Source organism: Pseudoneobacillus rhizosphaerae (assembly GCF_917563885.1).
In the GTDB taxonomy this organism is placed as follows: domain Bacteria; phylum Bacillota; class Bacilli; order Bacillales; family Cytobacillaceae; genus Pseudoneobacillus; species Pseudoneobacillus rhizosphaerae.
The window spans coordinates 49,914-75,723 of the sequence record NZ_CAKJTG010000016.1; the positions used below are offsets into that span (position 1 = coordinate 49,914).

The 25,810-nt window shown below is 33.3% G+C and carries 19 protein-coding genes and 1 pseudogene; 15 read left to right on the forward strand and 5 right to left on the reverse strand.

The genetic code is table 11. The features are described 5' to 3' along the window. Positions 1 to 320 precede the first annotated feature (320 nt). Positions 321 to 584 (reverse strand): hypothetical protein, encoded by a 264-nt coding sequence (locus LRP83_RS14370; RefSeq protein WP_230497371.1) that lies wholly within the window; start codon positions 582 to 584, stop codon positions 321 to 323. Positions 585 to 791: 207 nt separating this feature from the next. Here LRP83_RS14370 and LRP83_RS14375 point away from each other — a divergent pair, with 207 nt between their 5' ends. After that, positions 792 to 1,472 carry a hypothetical protein gene (locus LRP83_RS14375; protein WP_230497372.1) on the forward strand — a complete coding sequence of 227 codons (681 nt, stop codon included), beginning with the start codon at positions 792 to 794 and terminating at the stop codon, positions 1,470 to 1,472. 165 nt (positions 1,473 to 1,637) lie between these two features. Here LRP83_RS14375 and LRP83_RS14380 read toward each other — a convergent pair. Next, positions 1,638 to 1,820: pseudogene (locus LRP83_RS14380) on the reverse strand (IS3 family transposase); the annotation flags it as partial. Between the two features lie 56 nt (positions 1,821 to 1,876). On the opposite strand from LRP83_RS14380, the gene LRP83_RS14385 reads away from it, so the two are divergent. Together LRP83_RS14385 and LRP83_RS14390 are read left to right on the forward strand one after the other, a co-directional pair. Next, on the forward strand, positions 1,877 to 2,410 hold the full coding sequence (locus tag LRP83_RS14385) for a hypothetical protein (protein WP_230497373.1): 534 nt from the start codon (positions 1,877 to 1,879) through the stop codon (positions 2,408 to 2,410). 354 nt (positions 2,411 to 2,764) lie between these two features. Further along, complete coding sequence (locus LRP83_RS14390) at positions 2,765 to 2,917, forward strand: restriction endonuclease (protein WP_230497414.1); 153 nt, start codon at positions 2,765 to 2,767, stop codon at positions 2,915 to 2,917. Positions 2,918 to 3,076: 159 nt separating this feature from the next. Here LRP83_RS14390 and LRP83_RS14395 read toward each other — a convergent pair whose 3' ends face one another. After that, complete coding sequence (locus tag LRP83_RS14395; RefSeq protein WP_230497374.1) at positions 3,077 to 4,528, reverse strand: SIR2 family protein; 1,452 nt, start codon at positions 4,526 to 4,528, stop codon at positions 3,077 to 3,079. 542 nt (positions 4,529 to 5,070) lie between these two features. Between LRP83_RS14395 and LRP83_RS14400 the strand changes: the two genes are divergently transcribed. From LRP83_RS14400 to brxL, 10 genes are all read left to right on the forward strand, one after another. Next, positions 5,071 to 5,484 (forward strand): hypothetical protein, encoded by a 414-nt coding sequence (locus LRP83_RS14400; RefSeq protein WP_230497375.1) that lies wholly within the window; start codon positions 5,071 to 5,073, stop codon positions 5,482 to 5,484. Between the two features lie 231 nt (positions 5,485 to 5,715). Beyond that, positions 5,716 to 6,873, forward strand: a complete 1,158-nt coding sequence (locus LRP83_RS14405) for a DUF4062 domain-containing protein (protein ID WP_230497376.1) — start codon at positions 5,716 to 5,718, stop codon at positions 6,871 to 6,873. Positions 6,874 to 8,498: 1,625 nt separating this feature from the next. Further along, positions 8,499 to 8,723, forward strand: coding sequence for a hypothetical protein (locus tag LRP83_RS14410; protein ID WP_230497377.1), 225 nt, complete (start codon positions 8,499 to 8,501; stop codon positions 8,721 to 8,723). A 197-nt stretch (positions 8,724 to 8,920) separates the two neighbouring features. Continuing rightward, positions 8,921 to 9,172 carry a TIGR04540 family protein gene (locus LRP83_RS14415; protein ID WP_230497378.1) on the forward strand — a complete coding sequence of 84 codons (252 nt, stop codon included), beginning with the start codon at positions 8,921 to 8,923 and terminating at the stop codon, positions 9,170 to 9,172. A 26-nt stretch (positions 9,173 to 9,198) separates the two neighbouring features. Next, entirely contained in the window at positions 9,199 to 9,795 is a 597-nt protein-coding gene (locus LRP83_RS14420) for a DUF1819 family protein (RefSeq protein WP_230497379.1), read from the forward strand. Between the two features lie 13 nt (positions 9,796 to 9,808). After that, positions 9,809 to 10,375: a DUF1788 domain-containing protein gene (locus LRP83_RS14425; RefSeq protein WP_230497380.1), complete on the forward strand. Its 567-nt coding sequence runs from the start codon at positions 9,809 to 9,811 to the stop codon at positions 10,373 to 10,375. An 18-nt stretch (positions 10,376 to 10,393) separates the two neighbouring features. Then, positions 10,394 to 13,975: a BREX system P-loop protein BrxC gene (brxC, locus tag LRP83_RS14430; RefSeq protein ID WP_230497381.1), complete on the forward strand. Its 3,582-nt coding sequence runs from the start codon at positions 10,394 to 10,396 to the stop codon at positions 13,973 to 13,975. 15 nt (positions 13,976 to 13,990) lie between these two features. Then, a complete protein-coding gene (gene pglX, locus LRP83_RS14435) occupies positions 13,991 to 17,509 on the forward strand; it encodes a BREX-1 system adenine-specific DNA-methyltransferase PglX (protein WP_230497382.1) in 3,519 nt (1,172 codons plus the stop codon). Between the two features lie 69 nt (positions 17,510 to 17,578). Then, complete coding sequence (gene pglZ, locus LRP83_RS14440; protein WP_354002347.1) at positions 17,579 to 20,140, forward strand: BREX-1 system phosphatase PglZ type A; 2,562 nt, start codon at positions 17,579 to 17,581, stop codon at positions 20,138 to 20,140. 18 nt (positions 20,141 to 20,158) lie between these two features. Beyond that, entirely contained in the window at positions 20,159 to 22,213 is a 2,055-nt protein-coding gene (brxL, locus tag LRP83_RS14445) for a protease Lon-related BREX system protein BrxL (RefSeq protein WP_230497384.1), read from the forward strand. Positions 22,214 to 22,307: 94 nt separating this feature from the next. Here brxL and LRP83_RS14450 read toward each other — a convergent pair whose 3' ends face one another. Further along, positions 22,308 to 23,588, reverse strand: coding sequence for a hypothetical protein (locus LRP83_RS14450; protein ID WP_230497385.1), 1,281 nt, complete (start codon positions 23,586 to 23,588; stop codon positions 22,308 to 22,310). A 404-nt stretch (positions 23,589 to 23,992) separates the two neighbouring features. Between LRP83_RS14450 and LRP83_RS14455 the strand changes: the two genes are divergently transcribed. Both LRP83_RS14455 and LRP83_RS14460 read left to right on the forward strand, forming a co-directional pair. After that, entirely contained in the window at positions 23,993 to 24,562 is a 570-nt protein-coding gene (locus tag LRP83_RS14455; RefSeq protein ID WP_230497386.1) for a hypothetical protein, read from the forward strand. A 144-nt stretch (positions 24,563 to 24,706) separates the two neighbouring features. After that, positions 24,707 to 25,024, forward strand: a complete 318-nt coding sequence (locus LRP83_RS14460) for a hypothetical protein (protein ID WP_230497387.1) — start codon at positions 24,707 to 24,709, stop codon at positions 25,022 to 25,024. An 83-nt stretch (positions 25,025 to 25,107) separates the two neighbouring features. On the opposite strand, the gene LRP83_RS14465 is transcribed toward LRP83_RS14460, so the two are convergent. Continuing rightward, positions 25,108 to 25,479, reverse strand: a complete 372-nt coding sequence (locus tag LRP83_RS14465) for a VOC family protein (RefSeq protein WP_230497388.1) — start codon at positions 25,477 to 25,479, stop codon at positions 25,108 to 25,110. Positions 25,480 to 25,810 lie beyond the last annotated feature (331 nt).

The following is a 25,810-nucleotide window of genomic DNA, read 5'->3' on the forward strand; positions in this document are numbered from 1 at the left end:
ATTGGTATGATCCAATTAAACTGAATTACCTGGTTAATTATTACTATTTTGGATGAAAACCTCAATCAGAAAGTAGGTGAAAAATGAAATCAAAAAAATTGCAACGATTATCAATATTAAGTAGTTTTATTTTCATTTTTTATTATATTTTCCAATTGTACAATTGCAGATGATCTATTTAAAGTGTTCGTTATGCTGCCTTTTTGGTTGGTGGTGTTGGGCTTCTTTTTATATGTAACTGTCAGGAACAATTGTTGTTAATTTTAAGAATAGGATTGGGGGACCAATGCTTAATCAATTCATCACTGTCATTCTTTTTCTTATGTCCATTTAATCAAATGGTAAATTATATAGATTTTTGTCGGTACCTGGTACCATAGCCTGATTTTCTTTTTGTCGTTTTTTGTCGGTACCGGACACCATAGCCCATCTTCTTCGTACTCATCTGGATACAAGATATGCATCATGTCTTCTAATACAGCCATATAAGAAATCATATGAAAGAGCTTATCAGCAATTGGGAAACGGGGACAGGTACGTCTTCCTCCATTTTTGGAAAGTTGGACAATGTCCCTCTGCCCCATGAATTTGATAGTTCCCCTTTCAATTTTATACCTTCATAAAATTGTATTTTTTACGCGGACAAATAAGCATATATGTCTTTTGTCAGTGCCTGACACCATTGCCTTAATCGTGATATTTATGTGAGGACCAAATGTGCGAAAAAAGAAGGTAATTAGAGGGAATTAGCAATCTTTGTCGAAAAATAAATAAGGAAAGGAGGAATAATTTTGGATAGATTAAAAAACATATTACCCAATCTTGATTATTTATTGGTTCTCTCAATTTTATGTAGCGCTTTAGTGTTATGTTTCAGAGCAGGATATTATTATTTTTATGGTATTCCAACAATGTTTATTGAACTTGATTTTAAGAGCTTTGGCTTTGTAAGTGTGATATTAATACTCTCTATTATAATAACTGGAAATTTACCTTTATTAATTGCACTATTTGGCAAAAATCAATTTATTTCAACAAAAATTATTGCAACAGTTATTTTTTTAGTAATAGGTGTTATTTCATATTTTTTTAAGGAATATTTATTGGTGTATTTAATCGGTTGCTTAATTATTTTAAGTTTGGTTTCCTTTATAAAATTCAACTTAAAACAGCATTCTAGAAAAATATCAATATTATTCTTTTTGTTTATTTATCTAATTGCTGTTTCTACTGGATTGGGATGGGTTACAGCTAAAACAGAGGAATATCAATATGTAATAGATGAAAAGGGGATTTTTACGTTTGTCATTTTGGGTAATTATAAAGACAATTATATTGTGGCACCAATTAAATTAGATAAGAATAATAGTTATGAATATGAAGAAAAATATAGTCTTATTAAGATGTCTAATGATAAAAAAGAAGATAATCTTATTATTAGAAAAGAGAAAATAAAAATTAGAATTAAATAAATCGAAGACACGGAGTTCCGTGTCTATTTTATTTGGAGTGATTATGTATACATGTTGAAAAGTTGCAGCTATTGTGGAAGTATACACGATAGGAAATACCAATGTCCGATGCAACCTAGGTGGACCAACTACAAATTTATTCATATAGATGACTAATTTAATGTTTCTATTTAGTAATTCCAATGTAATCCGACGATAGCCATAGCGACCTGTATGTTCATCAAAAATCTGTTGTATAACTTCCTTAACTTCCTTATATTTATCTGGCCGATTCATCTGTTTTACCCAATAATAATACGTACTACGAGGTATTCCAGCCACTTTCACTAGGTCAATGACTTTAAATTCTTCTGGTCATTACCAGGTACTTATATTTCAGATATAATGAATATGGAGGGGAATTAATGATACATATATCTACTACATTAGACTTGGATTTAGTTAATAATCCAAGAAAAAGCATAATAAATAGCAAAGAAATAGTAAGACAGTTTCAAAATAATAGCTGGCTAAAAGGGGAAGGCGCTATTTATGTTCTGGTTGATCAAGTACAAAATCCTGGAGAATTTATCTATGTGGGTTCATCTACAAGAGTTAAAGATTATCCACATGTAACAATTAAAGGTGGGATGAATAGAAAATATAGTTATAAATGGATACATCACCTACCAATCTATGCTCAACTGGAAGCTCACTTCATTACTTTTGGAAATGTGCTAGACTTCCCTGCTGTGCAATCCTATTTACCAAAAGCCACATTAAAAGAGCAGGTAATGACATTTATTGAAACAATTGAGGCTGAAATTGTTTATGCAATACGAGAAAAGACAGGGAAATGGCCAAAATACCAAAATGAAATCCACTTTCATACTCAACTTGCACAGGATGAATTAATTAAAAAGGAAATAAATCAAACTATGAAAATTCTCAGATTATAGTTGGGGAGTGCCAAAGGTCCCGAACTCTAATCATGTTGTGAAACATATCATTAAACAAGAAAATTCGGTTCGGAATTAAGTGCCAGACACCACTGATGTGTCCCTTTTGTATTTGTCGTTTTTTGTCGGTACCGGACACCGAAGTCCGTTGTAGCTGATGTGTTTAAACGATCAAAAGGTGGAACAACATGGGTTTCTCCAGCTTCTTGAGATTTTGGCGTCGATTTTGAACATGATACTAGAAGAGGAAAGTTTTTAGGACAAGTAAAGTGTTACAAAGGGGATTTACCATTCGAACCTATAGCGCTTATACATTCAAATATGGTAAAACAAGAGGCTTAAGGTGGGTATGTAATTACCACTGGTTATTTTACTCCAGCAGCAAAATCATGCGCAGAAGGATTAAAAATTGAATTAATAGATGGTGTAAACCTTGTTGAACTTTGGTTAGAAGGATTAGAAAACGCAGAACACGAGATTAAACAAATTCTTCCTAGCTACATTTAATTTAGAATGTACCTACTACAAAGGGATGGTTTTTATCAAAACCATCCTCCAGATTGTAGACAAAAGGCATTCGAATAAGTCCATTCGGATGCCTTTTGTCTACAATTTAGCGAATAATAATAAAATTATTATCCCTAAATTTCTTTTGAAAATTTTAGTTTAGACCGTAACTACTTCATTTCTTTCTATACTTATTTCTTCACCGTTATCATTTAGTAAAATATACTCTTCGCCATTTTTTGCTTTCTTAAGTATTTCGACGGCTTCCACTGAATACAACCTTAAAATGGATTTTCCATGCCTTAATCCAAAATAATATCTGTTGTTTCCAGATTTGATATTGAAGCCAGTATCAATGCTGATTCTTTCAATTAATCTATTAGCATAGTTGAAATGCTCATATCCTAGTTCGCGTGCAACATCTGTTAATCTATATGGATACCTTAACATCACAGTTTCCGGATCAGTAATAGTTCCAATACCTAAAACTGTAACACTTTGATTACCTTCTAATAATTCAGGATTAATCTTCCTGAAACCAATTTTTTCTGCTAATGAGTTTTCATTTTCTGTACTTCTCATAGTTACATAATCAACGGATAATTCTGAAATCGATTTACTCTTTATGATGTTATAAACCATATCCTGAAAGTCTATTAATGCATTTACCGATGAAACATCTTCTTGATATAAGTTATCAAAAAGTGGTTCAAAGGAATTTAACTTTATATAATTTACTCTTATATTTTTACCTTCTTCTAGTGGAATATTTTTATCCTGTGGTGGTCGTTCATCAGGACTGATGGAATCCTTTGACCAGTCAATGAACCAAATGTTATCCACAATTTCATCGGGACTTTCAGTGACTATTCCGACAATATCAGATAAAATACTTTTAATATTATCATCGGAAACGGAATAACCTAAAAAAATAATTGGATGTTCCATAAAATAAGTAAGAATTTTAGCAGTTAAATATTTTTGCTTTTTTTCAAAACTCTTATAATCCTCATTTGAAATTATTATTTCATTCGGCTTTTCCATACAACCGTGTATTTTTAAAATCCTTCCTATTTTTGTAGCATCCTTAGATTTTACCACCTGTTGTCCAACAATAACTTGATGCTCAGGAAAAATCCCCTCTAATAGTTTATCGTAATTAGTAGTAATTATGGCATGAGGTTGAAGTTTTTTTAGTAGCTCGATTTCAGATTGATACCTATGTCCCTCTAGATTAAAATCACTCATCAATCGTTCAAATACCTTTCTGATTTGATATTTCAGAAACAAGCTCTTATCAGAACCTTCATAAAGGTCTTTAGGGTATATTTCTTCTTCAAATTGTTCCCAAGCAAAATCTTTATAGTAATCAACAAGTAGAGAGGCTAATTCAGGAAGACTAGAACTATTTTGTTTAAAATAACCTATTGGATGTTTAATGTTTGGATTATGTTCAATTAGAGTTTTTAATAATTCCTCCCAATTGGGAGCATCAAGGTATCTGCGTGAAATTCCAGTACCTACAAAAAGAATGGGTCGAGTACCACTATCATTTAGGGTCCACTGTAAATTTCGAAATGATTCTTCTAAATATTCCATATAATTACTCAATCAAATCCCCCTTATATTAATTTCCATTATAGTTAAATTATAGCAGTAAGTAGTGTTATATTATGCATCTATTCATTTAATCAAAAAATAATATAGTAGATTTATAAAATAAAATTCACAAAATATACTTTTTTATCTTCTTCTTCTTGAAGTTTGACTATTATATATTGTTTTGAAAAAATTAATCTCTTTATGTCAATACATTAAGTGTCAGGTACCAGGTACTGAAAAATAGGCATAACATTGGTTTGGTTTGTGTGGAAAATACATAATCAGTTCTAGTATATATTAAGAATCCATCCCTTATCACTATTCGAATAATCTCGTTTCAGATTATGTTTCACAAGTGGTTATTTGGGAGCATTTATGTGCTATATTATTTGAAAGAGAAGCAGAGTGGTTGTTCCCTATAGCGAACAGCGCCTTTAACAAAGGTAGGAAAATTAAGGTTGCCTTCGTTTTTTTGTTGGAAAGATACGAAAGAAACCTCTTACCAGGTTTTTTTTAGCTTTATGCGTTAAAGTCTAGGCAGGGAGCGATATATGGTAGTTAGTAAACTAAGATGGGCTGAAAAGAAAAAAGCTGACATAAAGAAGAAAATTACACAATTAAAAAAAGATTATGGAAAAGCTGAAGATAAATCAAAGAGGAAAAAAATTAGAAGGGAAATAAAGAAGTTACAAGATTCGATACCAGGTCTTAATAGGATAATTCACCAAAATTCTAAAGACACGGTTCGTGATCAGAAAGAAGAAAGTCGAAGAGAAGAAGTACAAAAACATCAACAAGAAGCCGAACTTGCAAAACTAATAAAACAAGACTTAGAAAAACGTAAAACTAAAACCATTGTATCAGTACAAATGAAGGACAATAGTGAAAAGTCTAATAAAGTATGTCCTTCTTGTGGAGTTCCATATAATTATAGTTCCGGCTTTAGTAGATGTAGATGTACTTAAATCTAGCTAGATACCAACATAAATAAAAAGAATAGCCCTTCTATCATTGAGGGCTAATTTTACTTGCTTGCAGGGACAAGGGACAGGTCCCCATGTCCCATCCCCTTGTCCTTTCTAAAACTAATCAATATTGTTCTAGGATTTTATATTTGTATAATAACTACAAATTTTTACAAAATTTCCAAAAAAGTTTATACTAGAATATATTTTGGTAGACTTTGGAGTGATTAAATGGCTGGACTAAAAGTTTTTATATCATCAACATGTTATGACTTAGGAATTGTAAGATCACAACTAAGAGCATTTCTCAATGTAACTGGTTATGAACCAGTTATGAGTGATTATAACGATATACTGTATGATCCAAGAGAACATACTCATACAAGTTGTATAAATGAAGTTGCAAATTGTGATATGCTAATATTGCTTATAGGTTCTAGGTTTGGAGGAAAAGGTGTTCCTGAAGCAATAAACAAAATAGATATAGACAGTTTGATGAACGAAAGTAAAAGTATAGAGAGTTTGATTAAATTAGAAAATTTATCCATCACACAATTAGAAGTTTTAAAAGCAATTGAACAGTCTATTCCGATTTATACATTTATTGATCAAAAAGTATACCATGACCATGAATTTTATGAAAAGAATAAGAGTAATAAAGATATAATTAGTCGTATTCATTTTCCATCAATTGAAAAACAAGAGACTGCTGAATATATATTTAATTTTATTAACTTTGTAAGGTTAAGAACTAAGGGGAATAATATATTTCAATTTAATAAGATACAAGATGTTGAAGAAATATTAAAGAAACAATGGTCAAGTTATTTTCAAAGGTTATTAAACGAACAAAGATATTTAGAAAAAGAGGCTAGACAATATGAATCACTTAGTCAACAATTTGAAGATTTAAAGGCGGCAATTTTGACAACTATTGGCACTAGTAATGAAAAAGAGGTAGCAAGAGGTGTTGTTAGATTTAGAAAGTTAGTTGACTTCCTAGTTGGTATACAAGTATCTGACTTTAGTTATATAAAACAAACAAAAGATAATTGGGATATGATATTAATAGTTGCTGGAATTAATAAAGTTTTAGATCTTTCAAAACTCAATAATGACACCCATCGTATTTTAAGAGCCCGTACTATTCTACTAAAAGAAGACGAAACTTTTTATGAAGTTAGATTTCACAGTGATTTTATTTATGATTTATCACTCGATTGGGATTCATTTATTAAATTATCGACTGAAAATAGAAATACCATTATTGATACTTTATTGGAAATGTACAATGGGTCCACTTTTGTAAAATATCATAATATCCAAATTGAACAATGGCTCAACACAGATCACGATAAGCTTATCATTAAAGACTTTAGAGCTGGATAAACACTCACTAATATTTATTAAAAATTAGGATTGAAGAATAGTAATTAGTAACCTATATGTTTTTATAAACCCGCTCATAACATCAATTATAAGCGGGTTTGTTTTTTTTGTAATAAAGTGTAATTTTTTTGTCGGTACCGTACGCCTTTGATTAATAGCGAAGAAAATGTATAACAGCTTAGTTTAGAGGATTTGCTTTAAACTCTACTTGATTATCCTTTAATATATTTTACTTAATCGAGAGGGCTAGTACTAACCATCTTCTCTTTTTATATGGAGCATTTTTTGTGATAGTCGAGGTACTGGTCTTTTGTTAACTGTCCCTATAAATACTGCGATTTTTGGGACAACGGACTGTACCCTAGTCCCTAAAGGTTCCCTCCTACTTGACAATAAATTTATCGATATCAGTTCGCTGACGTGCACTTTGTTCAATTCACTAAATAATCTTGTTTGTAACATGAATGAATTAAGTCTTAATTATTATTCACTTTAATGTTCAAAAAAAGGACTATCATAATTATCATCATCATCAGAATTATTAATAAGTTCATCACATCTTGAATTGAAATAATCAATAAGGACAGTCCAACCATCCGTTAATATTTCGTTAAATATGAGTGGTTGTTGTTCAACATTAAGGTTACTATAATTCCATCTTATACCTTCGAGAATTGTTCTTACGATATCCCACTTGTATTTTGAAATCCTAACTAAATCATCTTTTCCAAATAATACGAAATTTAATATATAAGTACTGGTATTCTCCTTAATATATCTCCCCCTGTATCTAATTCGTATGTTTTGGGGAGAATGTCCTATGAAAATATTAAATTAGCGGCATTAAGTGTCAGGCACACCATGTGGACATTTGTCCTTTTGTGGTGCATGACACTTTTTTCACATCTTATTCAATAAGACATCTAAATGCTGGTAATTCATTTCGAAACTCCCAGCTCTTTCTTTATAATATTTTGTTCCAAGAAACATAGTAAAAAAAGTTAAAGATAAAGATAAAATTAATAGCATTTTCGTTACTTGTAAACTAAGGTCTTGATTTGGTATATTGATAAACCAAACAGAGAGGATAAGGACTACTAAAGAATATAAGTTAGTGACCTTTTAGAAATACACATGTTTCTTTCTTAATCTTTTTGAAGCCCTAATCCTACCTTTCTTGTAATTGATACTCTTCTTCTCAGTTCACTGAACACTTCTTCATTTGTAAAGCTACCCACATTCACTATTTGTCTCCCCTTCCAACAAAAAAGTATTCGACAAAATTTATCAAAATACCATTAAAGAATATTAATCCGATGAAACAATAACCATATAACATTCACGGAATAAAGTGCCTAGCACTTTTTTTAGTATATGGACAGCAATTGGAAGTAAAATTCAGAAACCTGGTTTAAAAGAGTAATGTAATAAAACCTCATAAGTTTGTTGAAAGGCTAACAAAAGTGAATCAAGCTAATGGTGGTAAAGTTGTTCCTTTCATTAAGTTATTCAAGAACATTAATGCAACGCTCCCGTAGTCACGTAAACTATCAGGATATCATATTGAATCACTAGCCATTAATGCTTTTATAAGTCCTGGAGATTATCCTCGTACTTATAAATGTATGCATAACCACTTCTGTAAGTATGCTGAAAAGGCTGTTTTAAATCCAATTAAGGACAGCACAGGTAAGTCTGTTCATATTGACGTCTATCCAATAGGTAGTAACAGCTTAGAGCGTAAACAGGTAAGTCAAACCTTAAAAATGCTAAAAAAAAAGATTAGTCATGCAGACTCTGCACGCTCTGTATCACATCGGAACGGTATTGTATTTGATTTATTAGAATAGCAGTTTTAACTTTTTATCAAAGACTTCTATAGTAAGCCAGAATAAGTAAATATCAAGTACTGACAAAAATAAAATAGAGGGTGTATAAAATACACACTCTACTAATAATTTTTACAAATCTTTGCAATCTTAAATGAGTAAGAATAAAATAAGAATAGAATAATAATTGATAAAGAAACTATTTGAGGTGGTCTTTTTTGCAAGTAAAACTTTTTTACAAGACACAAAGGGAGCTCGCGGTATCTCTAAATGGAATTGTAGATGCCTACTGGAATAATGAAATAAATGAAGATACACTTATCCAAAATGTTCAAGATGTGTACATAAATAATCCAAGTAAAATGCTCAAAGAGGAGGATTTTACCAAAGTGTTACAGCAACAGTGTGGAAAAAGAAGGCTTGAAGTAATCGACAGGATTATAAAAGGTGGCGTTGAAATTAGGTCATAATTATTATTTAGGAAGGATTTGGAAGTATGACTAAAGAATTAGATTATAGTGCAACACTTACAGGGGCTTCTTTTTTAATGTATGAGTTAAAACAAGTGTTGAAGCTGAAAAAACAAGGGTTATTAAATGAAGAAATCAAGAAAAAGGTTATAGAGGAAAATGTGTTTGATTATAAGTTCACTTCAAGTTTAAAGCGAAGTGTACCATCTGTAATTAGAAGGGTAAACGTTTTAGACGAACAACTACAGGAGTGGGTACTTAATAATACATTAGAAGAGAGTAAAATCATAAACCTCTATGCTATTATGAAGACGGATAGACTTTTCTTTGAATTTATGAATGAGGTTATCCGAGAGAAGCTAGAAACAAATAACTATCTGCTTGAAAAGAAGGATTTAAACGTATTCTTTATATCTAAGTCTGAGCAAGACGAGAAAATGGCAAAATGGACTGAACTGACAGTAAATAAACTGAAGCAGGTTTACCTGAAATTACTGTTTGAGGCTGGTTTGCTAAAGGATAAAAAGACAGGTGTGTTAAATAGACTGTTACTTGATGAAAGTTTAAAGCGTCATCTATCGTATATCGGTGATACAGCTTATTTAAGAGCAATGGGTGAGTGAAAGGAATAGAAAAATGGCAAATATTAACCGTAGATTGGACAAGATTATCCCGAAAATTAAAGAGGACAAGTTCATCCAAGGTCGAGGACTTGGTAATGAGATTAGTTTTTACATCTTTGATTATGAGCCGACAGAGGAATTAGTGGTTCGGGATTACGTGAAGCATATACATAAAGAATTTGGATTTGAAGGCTCTGGGAGAAAAATCATCGAATTCGATTTATACAAAATGTTGATTGACATTGCCAAAGAGAAGCGGATCTTTGATCGAGTTTTTCAGGTTGAGGAAAAGCAGGGAAAGGGTGCCCTTTTTAAAGCCATGTCAACCTTTGCCAAGCCTGATATCTTTTTGAGCAAAATAAAAGAGCAATTGGGTGATCACAATGTCGTTTTTATCACAGGGGTAGGCAAGGTGTATCCATTTGTTCGATCGCACACGATTTTAAATAATCTTCAAGAAGTTATTGATAAGATACCTGTCATTATGTTTTTCCCTGGCAGGTATGATGGTCAATCACTTCACTTGTTTAACAAGTTCAAGGATGACAACTATTACCGAGCCTTTCCGTTAGTCGATTAGAGAAGAGGGGGATACAAAATGATCATTAAAGATATGTTTCAGAAAGACATTGAGAGAGATATAAGAGGAGTTATAAAAGTCGCACAAACCGATGATGACAATATCTATCAAGAGCTTGATGAATATGTGGTGACAAGAGAGTTACATAAGCACTTATCCAAATTCTATGAGAATTATCAAAAGGGCATAGATGGAACTACAGATAAAATGGGAGTATGGATTAGCGGATTCTTCGGATCTGGTAAATCTCATTTCTTGAAAATCCTTGCGTACTTGATTGAAAACAAGAAAGTAAAAAATAAAAAAGCTATTGAGTTCTTCCAAGATAAAATACAAGATCCTTTAGTTCTGGCAAACATGAATAGAACTTCTGACGTTGAGACAGAAGTAATTCTTTTCAATATTGATTCGAAGGCATCCATGGATAGTAAGTCGAAAGATGATGCGATTTTACGTGTATTTATGAAGGTGTTCTATGAACATAAAGGGTATTTTGGAGATATTCCTGGCGTTGCGGAAATGGAGAAATACTTAGATCAAAAAGGTGTCTACGAACAGTTTAAAGTTGAGTTTAAGGCACATTCAGGTGAAGAATGGGTTGACCGCCGTAACACTTTCTATTTCGATGCTGACTACGTAATTGGAGCCTTAACAAAGGTAACGGATATGTCCGAAGAATCAGCTCGAAATTGGTTTGAGAATGGAGTAAATAATTTTGAGATTAGCATTGAAAAATTCGCCAAGGATGTAAAGGAATACATAGATCAAAAGGGCAAGAACTTTCATCTTGTGTTTTTAGTGGATGAAATCGGTCAGTTTATTGGGGACAGCCGTAGTCTCATGCTTAATCTGCAAACAGTTGCGGAGGACTTGGGTACTTTTGCCAAAGGGAAAGTTTGGATCATGGTTACTTCCCAAGAAAGCATTGATAGCATCGTTAAGGTAAAAGGAGATGACTTCTCTCGTATTCAGGGCCGCTTTGATACGAGATTATCGCTTTCATCGATTTCAGTGGATGAAGTAATTAAGAAGCGTATTCTCTTAAAGAAAGACTTTGCTAACGATAAGCTCAAAGTCATTTATCCAGAGAAAAGTGCCATCTTGAAGAATTTAATTAGTTTCAAAGAAAGCACTGCGGATTTAAGGGGCTACGACAACGAGCAAGAATTTGCAGATGTTTACCCTTTTATTCCATATCAATTCAAACTACTTCAAAATGTATTTGAGCAAGTAAGACGACATGGTTCTTCTGGTAAGCATTTATCAGAAGGGGAACGTTCCATGCTATCTGCTTTTAAAGAAGCAGGACTGCAATATAAAGATGCAGAGGAAGGTCTTTTAATTCCTTTCTATGCGTTTTACGATACGATAAAAGAATTCCTCAATCCAACCATTTCGAGGGTAATTGAGGGAGCATATGAAAACCCTGCTCTTAAAGATGACGAATTTAACATAAACCTCTTGAAAGTGTTGTTTATGATCAAATACATCAAAGAGCTTCCTGCGAATATTGAAAATATTGCTACCCTTATGGTGACAAGCATTGATGAAGATAAATTAGAGTTAAAAGAAAAAATAAAAGTATCTTTAAGAAAGCTGATTTCTCAAACGCTTGTTCAGAAAAACGGAGATTTCTTTATCTTCTTAACCGATGATGAACAAGATATTAACCGAGAAATTAAGACAATCAATGTAGATGAAGATGTGATTAAAAGAGAACTTGCCAATTATATCTTCCAAGACCTTTATGACGAGAAAAAGTACCGTTATTCATCCGAATATTCATTTTCTTACAATCAGAAAATGGATGAAAAGAATTATGGAAATCAAACATCCAATATTGGTGTAAATATTCTATCTCCATTATCAGATCACTATGGAAAATCAGAACAAGAATTAATGATGATATCGTCTGGAAACGGTGAATTACTACTAAAATTGGGTGGCAATGAATCGTATATCGAAGAGATGGAAGAAGTGCTAAGAATTGAAGAGTATCGTAAGAAAAAGAACATCACTCAACTTCCTGAGAGTATTCAGAACATCTTGAACAACAAACAGGCTGAAGTGCGAGAAAGAAGACGTAGGGTACGTGAATTATTAGAAGATGCGGTTAAAAGCGGTCAATTCTTTATCAATGGGGACAACGTGGCTATCAAAGGCTCAACAGTAAAAGAGAAAATGAATACAGCCCTACACTCATTGGTAGACAATGTTTATACAAAATTAACCTATGTAAAACAATTTATAGGTACTGAAAATGAACTTCGCTCAATTTTAAAATCTAATGAAGAGCAATTGACATTAAGTACAGCCATGAAACAAGTACCAAATGAGCTGGCTATCAAAGAAATTTCTGATTTTATTAGCCTACAAGATTCGATTCAAAAGCAGATTCGAGTCAAAATGATTGTTGATCGTTTCAACGACAAACCTTATGGATGGAGAGAGCTTGATATCCAAGGGATTATTGCTGAGCTACTAAGGGATCAGAAAATTAGAATTCGCTATAACTCGGAGTACCTGGAGCCAGCAGTAGTTGCAAGCAAGATTGTCACTGTTTTAACCAAAACATCTGAAGCCGACAAAGGCATCATCTTAAAAAGAAAAAAAGTAGATGAAGCACTCATAAAGGTAGCGAAGAAGGTCTGCAAGGATTTATTTAACAAAACCGATCTGCCAGATGATGAAGATGGTTTAGTGAAAGAGATACGATCATTGATCGAAAAACAAATGAATGAGATTTATGCATACAAGGCTCGCTACGAAGGCAGAAAATACCCAGGTATGAGCTTGCTTGACAAAGGATTAAGTTATTTTGATGAGTTCCACAAAGGGTTAGATAATGCATCATTCTTTGGAAAGATGAAAGAACTACAAAAAGACCTTAGTTATTGGGAAGAGGACATGACTTACATCAAGAGCTTCTTTGGTACTGATCAAAAGGACATATTTGATAAAGGGCTATCAGCTATCAATAAGTATCAAGAAAACAAAGCCTATCTTGTTGGAAATGAAGCGGAAAATTACATTGAAAAATTGACAGACATCTTAAATGATCCGATTCCTTACAGGAAAATAAAGCTAATCCCTGAAATCGTAAAAGGTATTGAGGATCAAATTAATCTTGTCTTATCGGAGAAAAAAGAAAATGCAAAAGAGAAAATCAAGTTGGATTATGATTACCTTTCTCTGAAAGCGAAGCAGTATGGCGTATCGAACGAAACAAAAGAACGAGTCGAACAATATTCTCCTGCCTTAATAGCACAAGTGGAAGAGTTTGTTGATATTTATAAAGTGGATGCGACAATTTCTCAAAGCACAAGTTTTAAAGAACAATACGAACGGAAGATAAATCTTGAAATAGAGGAATGGCATAGAAGAACTGTTGTCACACCTCCTGTAGTAATTGATGGAGGCGGTAACGAACCTGGCGGTGGACAAGTTGCAACCGTTCAAAAGCAAAAGGTTAAAGCCTCAGAACTAATTGTAGTGAAGGAATTACGTTCGGAAGAGGATGTAGACCAGTACATCAGCACGTTATCAAATAAGTTAAAACAAATCATTAAGTCGAATAAAGAAATCGAGTTCATTGATTAGTCGGGAGATGTAAGAATGAATAAGTCAGCTCTGAAAACCTTTGCGACAAGTGCCAGAAAAGAACTCCTAAAAAAAGTAGAAGCAAAGGCAATGAAAATTGGAATTACCGAAGACACAATAAAAAAAGCAGACGTTGAAAGCTCAGATGCCATCTTTATAGATGGAAGACAGCTTTCAAGAGAAGAAAAGATTCAACGTGATAAACTTGTTGCTCGTATTAATCAAATCGGATTTAAACAGGTAATGGAAGAAGTCGCTTATACTTGGTTTAACCGTTTTACAGCACTACGTTTTATGGAAGTAAATGATTATCTACCGACAGGTGTAAGGGTGTTATCCTCTTCAAATCCAAATAGTGCAGATCCAGATATGATAAATGAGGCATTTGAATTAGACTTAGAGATTGAGCTTGATAAAGAGTACATATATGAGTTGAAATTGAATAATAAAACTGAAGAGCTTTTTAAGTACCTAATAATAAAACACTGTAACGACTTGTATCGGTATCTTCCTTTTATGTTTGAGACAATTGATGATTATACTGAGATTCTCTTCCCAGAAGGATTATTAGCAAAGGACTCCTTTCTTCGCCGAATGACTGACATAGATTTTATCCCAGAAGATAATTGGCAGAAGGTTGAAGTTATTGGATGGTTGTACCAGTTCTATATTGCGGAAGAGAAAGATAGGGTGTTTAGAGAAAAGAAAAAATATAAACCAGAAGAAATACCATATGCTACACAGCTTTTTACCCCTGATTGGATAGTACGCTATATGGTACAAAATTCATTAGGTCGTTATTGGATAGAATCCCATCCAGAACATCGAGATTTATTAGCAAACTGGGAGTTCTATCTTGAAAATCCGAATCCTGAACCGGATTTTGAGGGAAAACTTGCTCCTTATATAAATAAAGAGCTTAAAGTTGAGGATATAAAGTGTTTTGATCCAGCTATGGGTAGTGGACACATCCTTGTTTATATGTTTGATGTGCTATATGAGATTTATAAAAAATGCGGGTACATGGAACGAGAAATCCCAAGGCTAATTGTTGAGAATAATCTTTTTGGTTTAGATATTGATGATCGTGCTTATCAACTCGCTTGTTTTTCTGTCGTAATGAAAGCTATAGAGTATAACAGCCGTTTCTTTAGAAGTATTGAAAGAGATGGCTTAAAATTAAACTTTACATCTATCCAAGAAACAAATTCTTTTAATGATGGAGATATAGCCTATATTGTAGGTGACAGTGATGGAACACAGTTTAACAAAGTTAAGGAATTTTCCGAACAGTTCCAACATGGAAAAACATTAGGTTCTTTAATCAAAGTTTGTGAATATGATCGAGACTTATTAGAACAAAGATTAGAATATATTCAATCTAATCCCGCTACAAATTTATTTGAAGAAGAAATTAGAACGAAAATATTAGGGTTGCTACCACAATTATTAAAACAGGCTGAAATCATGTACCAACGTTATGATATTTTAGTAACAAATCCGCCTTATATGGGTTCAGGAAGTATGAACGATACTTTATCGAACTTCCTCAAAAAGAATTATACTGATTCAAAATCTGACTTATTTGCTTGTTTTATGGAAATTGAACATTATTTAAAGCAAGAAGGTTTATATGCGAGTATTAACCAACATTCTTGGATGTTCTTGGCAAGTTTTGAAATGTTGAGAGAAAAAGTTATAAAAAATAAGACAATTTCTACGATGTTACATTTAGGACCAAGAGCATTTGAAGAAATAGGTGGAGAAGTAGTACAATCTACAGCATTTGTAATGAGAAATACTAAAATTCCAAATATAAATGGGATATATCTACGCTTGGTCGAAGAAAGAACTGCCCAGTCGAAGAAAGATAAAACAGTTGAAGTTGTAAGAGATAATACACAATCAAATTATTTTAAATTCAATCAAGATGACTATAGGAAAATCCCAGGTAGTCCAATTGCTTATTGGCTTAGTGATAAATTTATTGAAAATTTTGAACGAGGTAAGAACTTTGGTGAATTTGGAATCACAAAGAAAGGTATATTAACTGGTAATGATTTGAGATTTGTAAGAAAATGGTTTGAAATTGAAAATGATAAGGTAGGATATCATACTTTAAATTATGAAGATATGCAGGAAAGTAAGAAAAAGTGGTTTCCCATAACGGGAGGCGGATTCTTTAGAAGATGGTATGGTAACTTTGAAAATGTAGTGAATCTTGAAAATGATGCTTACGAGATAAAGTTTGACAACAAAAATAACTTTAGATTAAGAGAAAGCACTTATTATTTTCTCGAAGGTTTAACATGGACAGAAGTTTCAAGCAAATTATTTTCATTAAGATATGTTCCACAAGGGATTTTGTTTGGAAATGGGGGCCCTACTGGCTTTGTTCAAGAGGGTATATATTATTTTATAGGATTATTAAATTCTAAAATAGCTCAGGAGGCATTAAACATTCTTGCTCCAACCATAAATTTTGGCCCAGAGCAAATTAAAAGGATTCCATGTATTGTTGAAAAAACTAATGAAGTTGAAATATTAAGTAAAGAGTGTATAAATCTTTCAAAACAGGATTGGGATAATTTTGAGGATTCATGGGATTTTAAAGAACACCCTTTTATTAAATGGAAAGATAGGTCTGGTAAGTTTAAAAACACCTTTAACCTATGGGAAAAAATTTCAGAAGGCAATTTTCAAAAACTGAAAACAAATGAAGAGAAACTAAATCGCATTTTTATTGAAATCTATGATTTGAAGAATGAAATATCCCCAGAAGTAGATGAGCAATATGTTACAATCCGAAAAGCGGATTTAGAGCGTGATATTAAGAGTTTCATCTCGTATGCAGTTGGTTGCTCTTTTGGTAGATATTCTTTAGATGAAGAAGGTCTTATCTATGCAGGAGGAGAGTTTTCCTTAGATAGATACAAAACTTTCAAGGTTGATAAGGACAACATACTTCCAATCCTACCAGGTACATATTATGAAGATGATATTGTATCGAAATTTGTTGAATTTGTTGAAATAATCTATGGAAAAGAGACATTAGCAGAAAATCTTAACTTTTTAGCCGATACTCTTGGCAAGAAAAAAGATGAAACTGCGAAAGAAACGATTAGACGCTATTTCCTAAATGACTTCTTCAAGGATCATGTACAAACGTATAAGAAACGACCGATTTATTGGTTATTTACATCAGGTAAGCAAAAGGCATTTAACTGTTTAGTTTATATGCACCGTTACGACAGGACTACCTTATCTCGTATTCGAACTGATTATCTACACGAATACCAAATTCGCCTTGATGCTGAGAAGAAGGATTTATTGAGCATTATTGAGGGTGATTATACTGCGAAAGAAATTAGTAATGCAAAGAAGGAATTAAAGGTATTAGACAAGAAGATTGAAGAGTTGAAAGAATATGATGAATTGTTGCACCACAAGGCAGATATGCAAATCGAAATTGATTTGGATGAAGGAGTAGTGCAAAATTATGAAATGTTTAAAGGACTTGTAGCAAAAATATAGTCAATCATGAGGATATACCAGTGATGACTGGTGTATCCTTGTTTTATGGAGTTTGTTGTAGAGGGGTGAGTGGACTTGAATTTAGAACAGGTGATTACCACATTAACTGCCACGTTTAATGAAATACTTAATGATGGTGAACAGAGAAAGATTGTTTTTTGGGTGGATAAGGATAGGGAGTTTGTTGAGGAAATCCAACAAGTAGCTCTTGATAAAGTAAAATTTCATCAGCTAACTGAAAAGAACAACTTCTACACAAAATATTTGCTTGAAGAGGAGGATACGACCTCCCATTACCTTATCTATACCAACGATGATTTGAGTGGAGAAGAAAATTGGCTTATGGATACGGTTTACTATTCAAAGACGTTTTATGCAGATAAGATATCTTTGTTGTTAAGCGACTTGGGAATTGATCCATCTTTGCGAGCGATTGTGAAGAAGTATGAGAAATTTTTCATCAAAAAGAATACACAAAAATTTAAGTCCTACGGGATTCAGGTCTATTCTGAAGAGAGTATTGATATCGCCATCATGAGTGTTTTATGTAATTTAAAAACACCTGATTTTGAAGAAGTGCTAAAAACGGTATTAAAGGAAAGCATTTCAGAAGAAGAAAATAAGTACATAACTTCAATGGTGAAGTATTTTGATATTAATGTGTTCTGGAAGTACGTCTCTCATTTATATGACTACGATAGGGAGAACAAGACCCTAAAGACTATTTTTATGCATCTTACGGTTACTGCACTTAGTCATTCGGTTGAGGAGTCAATGCTTACAAACGTAAAGAGTTTTATTGCCGAAAGAAACAAGTCAAATTCCTTAGTATTTATTGATCATTGGATGCACCACAAGGTAGACTATGTGATTTACAATGAATTAGCAGAAATGATAGAACAAGAGTTACAATTAGCGGATCTTGTTCGCCAACTTCCGATTGAATCGTTTAAGAAGGCAGATACGTTCCCTTATTTCGATAAAGCTATCATCATTTATATTGCAAATAGTCTTGAAGCATTGCACGAAGACTATGAGGAATACACCAAACTCATTAATCTCAGAAGAGTGAGACATTTTTACGAGAGATACCAATACATCTTTGATGCGTTATTCTACACAGTGAAGATGTACGAGTTCCATAAGAAATACAGCTCAGGCATTCCAAAAGCATCAGCGATTGATATTTGGAAGAACTATGTTAACGAGTATCACTCCATGGATACATATTATCGTAAGTTTTATGTGGCATTCGATAATGAGCCAAATAGTGAGATTTTGAAAAAGTTAAAAACGATGGTAGAAAACCTCTATACTAATTGGTATATGGGAGATTTAAGCTCACATTGGTCTATGGCTGTAGAAACGGATATGAAAAATCAGTGGGTTCTTCCAGGGATTACAAATCAGCAGGAATTTTATAAGCAATATGTTGCTTCAAAAGTGTATAAGGGTGAACGGACTTTTGTCATTGTTTCAGATGCTCTAAGATACGAAGTCGGAGTAGAGATAATGGAGAAGCTGAATGCAGAAACGTTAGGTGCGTGCGAGATCGAACCAATCCTTAGTGTTCTTCCTTCTGTTACAAAACTCGGAATGGCTTCTTTGTTACCGCACAAGGTTTTAGATATCGATGAAAACGTAAGAGTTCTGGTTGATGGAAAGTCATCAAGTGGTTTGGATAATCGGAAGGTAATCATTGAATCTACAGTTGCAGATAGTGTTGCCATTCATGCACAAGAAGTGTTTGCCATGAACAAAGCAGGCAGAAGAGAGCATTTTAAAGGGAAAAAGTTGATTTACATTTACCATGATACAATCGATGCCATGGGGGACAAAGCCTCTACTGAAATCTATACGTTTAATGCGGTTGAAAAGGCGATCGATGAAATCTCCACACTAATAAAAATCATTCGAGATGATTTGTCTGGAACAAACATCTTAATAACCTCTGATCATGGATTTGTCTATCAAAGAGAGCCATTAGTAGAAAGTGATAAAATTGAAAAAGAGGATATCCAGGCTATTGAATTGAAAAGAAGATACATGCTTTCAAAGGAAAATAGACAGATGGATGGAATTCTTAACATAAATATGGATTCTATCATTAATAATTATCATCAACTTAGGGTTCACGTTCCGAAATCAACCATCCGTTTTAAGATGCAGGGTTCTGGTGTGAATTTTGTTCATGGGGGAGCAAGTCTTCAAGAAGTGGTGGTTCCATTAATTAAATACAAAAATATTCGCAAGGGACAAGCTAACAGCAGAGAAATTGTTAAAGTTGATATCAAGTTGACAAGTTCCATACGTAAAATTACGAATAGTTTATTCCATCTTTCTTTCTTCCAAACGGAAAAAGTAGAAGATAAGGTTGTGCCAAGAACGGTATTAATCTTTATGGCTAATGAACATGATATGGTTATTTCTAATGAGGAGACAATCATCGGTGATCGTACATCTGAAAACCCTGAAGAACGGACATTTAAGCTACGTTTTGCCCTAAAAACGACAACATATGATAAAAACAAGCATTATTATCTAACCATAAAAGACATAGAGACTGGTGTAGTCCTGGAAAAGATACCGTTTATCATTAATTTGGGTATTGTCAGCGAGTTCGATTTCTAAAGTAAGGGAGGGAGTCCTATGGAAAACATGAATGAAGTGAATGTTATTGAATTAGATAAAAAACTAAATTCTGTATTTGCGGGTCGTGTGGTTAGAAAAGATCTAACAAAGCTCATAAAAGAAGGAGCTAACGTACCTATTTATGTACTTGAATACCTATTAGGTATGTATGCGGCCACTGATGATGATGAGAGCATTAAAGAAGGTGTGGCAAGGGTTAAGAAAATCCTTTCTGAAAACTTTGTTCGACCTGATGAAGCGGAAAAAATTAAAAGTAAGATTAGAGAGATAGGCCAGTATTCTATAATTGATAAGGTGTCAGTCCGATTAAATCCAAAGAAGGATACATATGAGGCGGAGTTCTCTAATTTAGGTTTAAAGGATGTGCCGATTTCTGCAAACTACGTAAAGGAATATGACAAGCTCTTAGCTGGTGGAATTTGGTGTATGTTAAAAATGGATTACTTTTTTGACGAAGAGTTGAAAAACGTCAGTCCATTTAGCATTAGCAATCTAAAACCTATTCAAATGCCGAATATGGATCTTAACGAAATCATTGAGGGGAGAAAGAATTTTACCAAGGATGAATGGATTGATATACTTGTTCGTTCTACTGGTATGGAACCTACTCAATTAAATGACCGAGTAAAATGGCATTTACTTCTTCGCCTTGTACCTCTTGTAGAAAATAACTACAATATGTGCGAACTTGGCCCAAGGGGAACAGGGAAGAGTCATGTTTACAAGGAAATTTCACCGAACTCTATCCTAGTTTCTGGGGGACAGACAACCGTAGCCAACCTTTTTTACAATATGTCTTCAAGAACAGTTGGTTTGGTGGGAATGTGGGATGTAGTAGCATTCGATGAAGTAGCAGGTATTAGGTTTAAAGATAAAGACGGGATCCAGATTATGAAGGATTTCATGGCAAGTGGTTCCTTTGCTAGAGGGAAAGAAGAGAAAGCGGCATCTGCTTCCATGGTTTTCGTTGGGAATATTAATCAAAGTGTCGATTCCTTAATTAAAACTTCACATTTATTTGCCCCATTTCCAGAAGAGATGGCAAATGATTCAGCGTTTTTTGATCGAATGCATTACTATCTTCCTGGGTGGGAAATTCCAAAAATGAGGCCGGATTTCTTTACGGATCGTTATGGTTTCATTGTAGATTATTTAGCTGAGTATTTTAGGGAAATGAGAAAACGATCATTCAGCGATGCAATTGATCGTTACTTTAAGCTCGGTAATAATCTTAATCAACGTGATGTGAATGGAGTAAGAAGAACAGTTTCAGGTTTAATGAAATTACTCTATCCTCATGAGGATTATACTAAGGAGGATGTTGAAGAAGTTCTTCAATATGCCTTAGAGGGTCGCAGACGAGTAAAGGAGCAATTAAAGAAAATTGGTGGTATGGAATTCTACGATGTTATGTTCTCTTATATAGATAAGGAATCCTTGCAAGAGGAATATGTATCTGTTCCTGAACAGGGTGGAGGTAAATTGATTCCAGAAGGAATGGGTAAACCAGGACATGTTTATACAGTCGGTGCTGGGGAATCAGGAATGATTGGTGTCTTTAAACTGGAGAATCAGGTTGTTTCTGGCTCTGGAAAGTTCGAAAAGTCAGGTGTTGGATCTAATCGTGGAGTTAAAGAAAGTCTGGATACTGCCTACAGATACTTTACTGCTAATAGCAAAAGCATCAGTGGTTCAATCGCGATAAAAACAAAAGATTACCTCATGCATATTGCGGATCTCCAGGGAATCGGTCTCACTCCTCAATTAGCCATTGCTGAATTAATTGGCTTGTGTTCGGGGGCATTAGAAAAGCCTGTCCAAGAGAGTACAGTTGTTTTAGGGAACATGACCGTTGGTGGAACCATTGAGAAAGTTGAAGAGTTTGCTAACGTCTTGCAGGTTTGTGTAGATGCAGGTGCTAAGAAGGTATTAATACCAGCTTCATCTGTAGTGGACTTTCAAACTGTACCGTCTGATTTATTAATAAAGGTTCAACCAATATTCTATTCAGACCCGATAGATGCTGTGTTTAAAGCATTAGGGGTAGGATAAAAATTAACAATGTATTTATTTGTAAAAAAGAAAAAATGCTCATTTTAGAGCATTTTTTCTTTATTCTAATAGAGAGATAATTACATCAAAACTACTAGAAGGTTAATTTCATTTGCTCTGGATCTTTCTCAGGAATTACATAGTGTTCATCGAACGGTTTTGGCCAAGGTACATGTGGAAAGTGTATTCGTAAGTTTTTTTGAAATTCATTGTCTGTTAACATTTCATAAGTAACATCTTTAAAGTCACAATATAATTTAATATCGTTAACGAGTTCGTCTACTTGTGGAATAACTTTATCTAATTCAAAGTTTAAGTAAGCAGTTGCTGTATTTTTATCAGGTTTTTTTGTTAATATTCCCCCTTTTAAATCATCTGGTGGGTTTTGCATTACTCCAGGAAGTAGAATTTTACATAATTCTTTTTTTGATTTTTCTAATTCTTTCTCTAGGTTTTTTCTTATGTTAGCTGAAAATTTATCGATAGATACTTTTATTTTTTCTAATTCACTTAAAAATTCTTCTTTTTTTTGTCTTAAGATAATATTACCTACACGTTTACCTAGTGATTTAAGATATGTTCGTCTTATTTTTAATAGCTGTTGTTCTATATCCTTACTCGAAATTTTACTATTTTCATTTATTAAGCTATAAGTTGCCTTTAATCGTTCTTGAGCTTCCTTATTGTTACTCACATTTAATAGTTTGGATGGTATTTTTAAAGTTCGTCTATTTAACTGAAGACCAGGCAAGCTCAACTCAACAAATTGAATATGGCTACTATATGTTCGTACTCGCCTTTCAAAGTCAAATTTTTTAGGAGGTCTTTCATTTAAGTCCTTTTTTGCAATGTCTAAGTCGCCTTTGTTAAACTTTTCTTTACCTATTTCTGGAGTACTTTTATTATTGTTTATAGAGTTTTTATAACTTTCCTTTAATATTGCGTTATCATCTTTATTAAATAAATCAGGCGATATTGATCTAATTAGTTCAAGACCTTGCTCTAGATTGACATTAATAGCATTAATAATAGCTCTATTAAATTGATTTTCTATTAATAGAGGTGTAGGAGAAAATATCCATGCATTGTTATCAACAATTAAAACCCCTATTCTTAGCCCATACGCTTTTCGAACAATCGTTCCAATTTGTAATAGTCTTTCAATAGCCTCAATTTCACCATAACCTAATCTACATATCTCTGGATCTTTGTCGATGATCGTGACTATATTTTCTTTTCCTAATAATTCAATACAGTTGATCATTGAATCTGTTACTTCTTTATGAATACCAGGAGCTGCATATATTACTTTTTGAGTAGCAAATGATATTTGTTCACTGAGTTCAATAGACGATAATCTGTTAAAGATACTCATTAGTAACCTCCAATTAAAATCCTTTAATAAATTTTCACCTACTTTATAAGACTTTCGATGCAGAAAGTAATAATCCTTTATTCTTCTTATAAGTAAATAATATTTTATAAATATATTTTTACTATAGAATTAAATATTTCTGTTTAAGGTGAAGGGTAACCCGATTCCAAAAAATCAATACTACTAATGCGGCGATTTATCATATAGTTAATATCAATTTGACTAACTTTTCACAGCATAAGGGACATCGGGTCAATTTTCCTCTGTCCTATTTCAGTTCCATATCTTTTGGATTCTGAAAGCGTTCAATCATTTAAAACAGAATAATACTAAACTTCTATAATTATCAGTTGGTGTATAATTGAAAAGGTTTTACTTTTATTTTAATAAGAAGGATGAAAAAAATGAGAAGGATTTCGCCTGTTTGTCCTAAATGTTATAGTCAAAATACGTATGATATCATTCCAGGTATTCAAGATCTACCACAAATTCAATTATTAAATGAGCCGTTCTCAGTCGATATTCATCAAATGACTATTGGAAATGCTAAATATCATTGTATCGAATGTAGTTATACATGGAAGAAGTATCGAGGGAGAAAACCGTATGATTGCATCAAAAAAATAGATGCATACGCTGGTGGTTATCCTGGTCCTTATTTCCGATTGAAAATAGATTTAGAAACAAGGGAAGTAGTTAGTGAGTCCACTACTGTCGAATATATTTATGAGCCTGTTTCAGCACTTCTTACATTTAAAGATATTGAATTGTTTCGGTCAGAGCTATATAAATGTGATTTCGTCAACTGGGCAGAGGAATATGTAGCACCGGGTGTATTAGATGGCACCCATTGGAGCACTCGTATAGAATACGATACTCATTGTGAAATAAAAATGGGAGATAACCACTTTCCACTAAAATGGGCAAAGTTTTGTAAAGCAATATCAAAACTAGCCGGTAGTGAATTTTTTTAATCCTGCAATGGCTGCCATTCATTTAACTGGTACCATTTTGTAAAAGGTTTCAACTGGAATGCCCTTTTATGATGATAAGTGTGAAACGTAAAAAATTTGGACTACCTTACAGAATGGGGATTCTATAGAATAGGGGGGAAATGCTTGAAAGTTATTACTTTATGCGGCTCTACTAGATTCAAGAAGCTGTTTAGAGAAGCAGAAGCATTCATCACATTAAACGGAAATATTGTCATAAGTCTTGGTTTTTTCGAACAGAGCGAAGGTATAAAGATTACAGAGGAACAAGAAAGATTGTTTGAGAAACTGCATTATCGAAAAATAGATATGGCAGATGAAATTTTGGTTATCGATGTTAATCAATATATCGGTAACAGCACAAGTAAAGAGATAGAATATGCCAAAAGTAAAGGGAAAAAAGTGCACTATTATTCGGAAGGTTATATAAATCCAGGAATTTAGGAAGAGTCATTTGCTTATGTTTGTATATGTGGAAGCACGGGGACGGCTCTTTGCTAATGAAGCAAAAGAACCGTCCCCATGTTTTATCTATGCTGATCAATCAAAATTGAATTCCCATCCGGATCCTCAAGAGTAATATGAGCCGGCCCATCAGTTGTCTCATCAGCCTCACTCTGCAACGGAATCCCTCTCTCCTTAAGATGCCTCTGAATTTCCCGAACATCAGTAAACGAATCAAGATTCTTAGCATTCTCATCCCAACCAGGATTAAAAGTAAGAATATTCTTCTCAAACATCCCCTGAAACAATCCAATAATACAATTTTCATTCTTCATAATAAGCCAATTTTGTGAGATATCTCCTCCTAGGTCTGAAAAACCTAGGTTTTCGTAAAACGCCTTTGATGCATGGATATCTTTTACACTTAAACTTACTGAAAAAGCGCCTAATTTCATATTTCTACCACCTTTTGATTAATAGTTAAAAATCCAGACAAAACCATCCGTGTACAGTATGTATCTTTACACAAATAAGTATAAGGGGGTAATTTCAATTACACAATATTTTCCATGTTCTATGTCCCAGAGTCTGCTTCACATCCAAAATCCCTCATACATTCAGTGTACAATCCCATCATACAAATAGTCAAAATTTTACACCAATTAGGTCAATTCAGTCTCCCTAATTCATCTCCCCCTCATCTATAATGAAAAGAAAGCGATTACATTCTAAAGAGGTGGTGAAGTAGGGTGAATACTCAGCTTGAAACGAAAAGCCAAACAAACA

Excerpts from the sequence above, each read along its gene's own strand:
- LRP83_RS14370 (WP_230497371.1), bottom strand. The coding sequence starts at position 584 with ATGGGGCAGAGGGACATTGTCCAACTTTCCAAAAATGGAGGAAGACGT.
- LRP83_RS14385 (WP_230497373.1), top strand. The coding sequence starts at position 1,877 with ATGATACATATATCTACTACATTAGACTTGGATTTAGTTAATAATCCA.
- LRP83_RS14400 (WP_230497375.1), top strand. The coding sequence starts at position 5,071 with ATGGTAGTTAGTAAACTAAGATGGGCTGAAAAGAAAAAAGCTGACATA.
- LRP83_RS14405 (WP_230497376.1), top strand. The coding sequence starts at position 5,716 with ATGGCTGGACTAAAAGTTTTTATATCATCAACATGTTATGACTTAGGA.
- LRP83_RS14410 (WP_230497377.1), top strand. The coding sequence starts at position 8,499 with ATGCATAACCACTTCTGTAAGTATGCTGAAAAGGCTGTTTTAAATCCA.
- LRP83_RS14420 (WP_230497379.1), top strand. The coding sequence starts at position 9,199 with ATGACTAAAGAATTAGATTATAGTGCAACACTTACAGGGGCTTCTTTT.
- LRP83_RS14425 (WP_230497380.1), top strand. The coding sequence starts at position 9,809 with ATGGCAAATATTAACCGTAGATTGGACAAGATTATCCCGAAAATTAAA.
- brxC (WP_230497381.1), top strand. The coding sequence starts at position 10,394 with ATGATCATTAAAGATATGTTTCAGAAAGACATTGAGAGAGATATAAGA.
- pglX (WP_230497382.1), top strand. The coding sequence starts at position 13,991 with ATGAATAAGTCAGCTCTGAAAACCTTTGCGACAAGTGCCAGAAAAGAA.
- brxL (WP_230497384.1), top strand. The coding sequence starts at position 20,159 with ATGGAAAACATGAATGAAGTGAATGTTATTGAATTAGATAAAAAACTA.
- LRP83_RS14450 (WP_230497385.1), bottom strand. The coding sequence starts at position 23,588 with ATGAGTATCTTTAACAGATTATCGTCTATTGAACTCAGTGAACAAATA.
- LRP83_RS14455 (WP_230497386.1), top strand. The coding sequence starts at position 23,993 with ATGAGAAGGATTTCGCCTGTTTGTCCTAAATGTTATAGTCAAAATACG.
- LRP83_RS14465 (WP_230497388.1), bottom strand. The coding sequence starts at position 25,479 with ATGAAATTAGGCGCTTTTTCAGTAAGTTTAAGTGTAAAAGATATCCAT.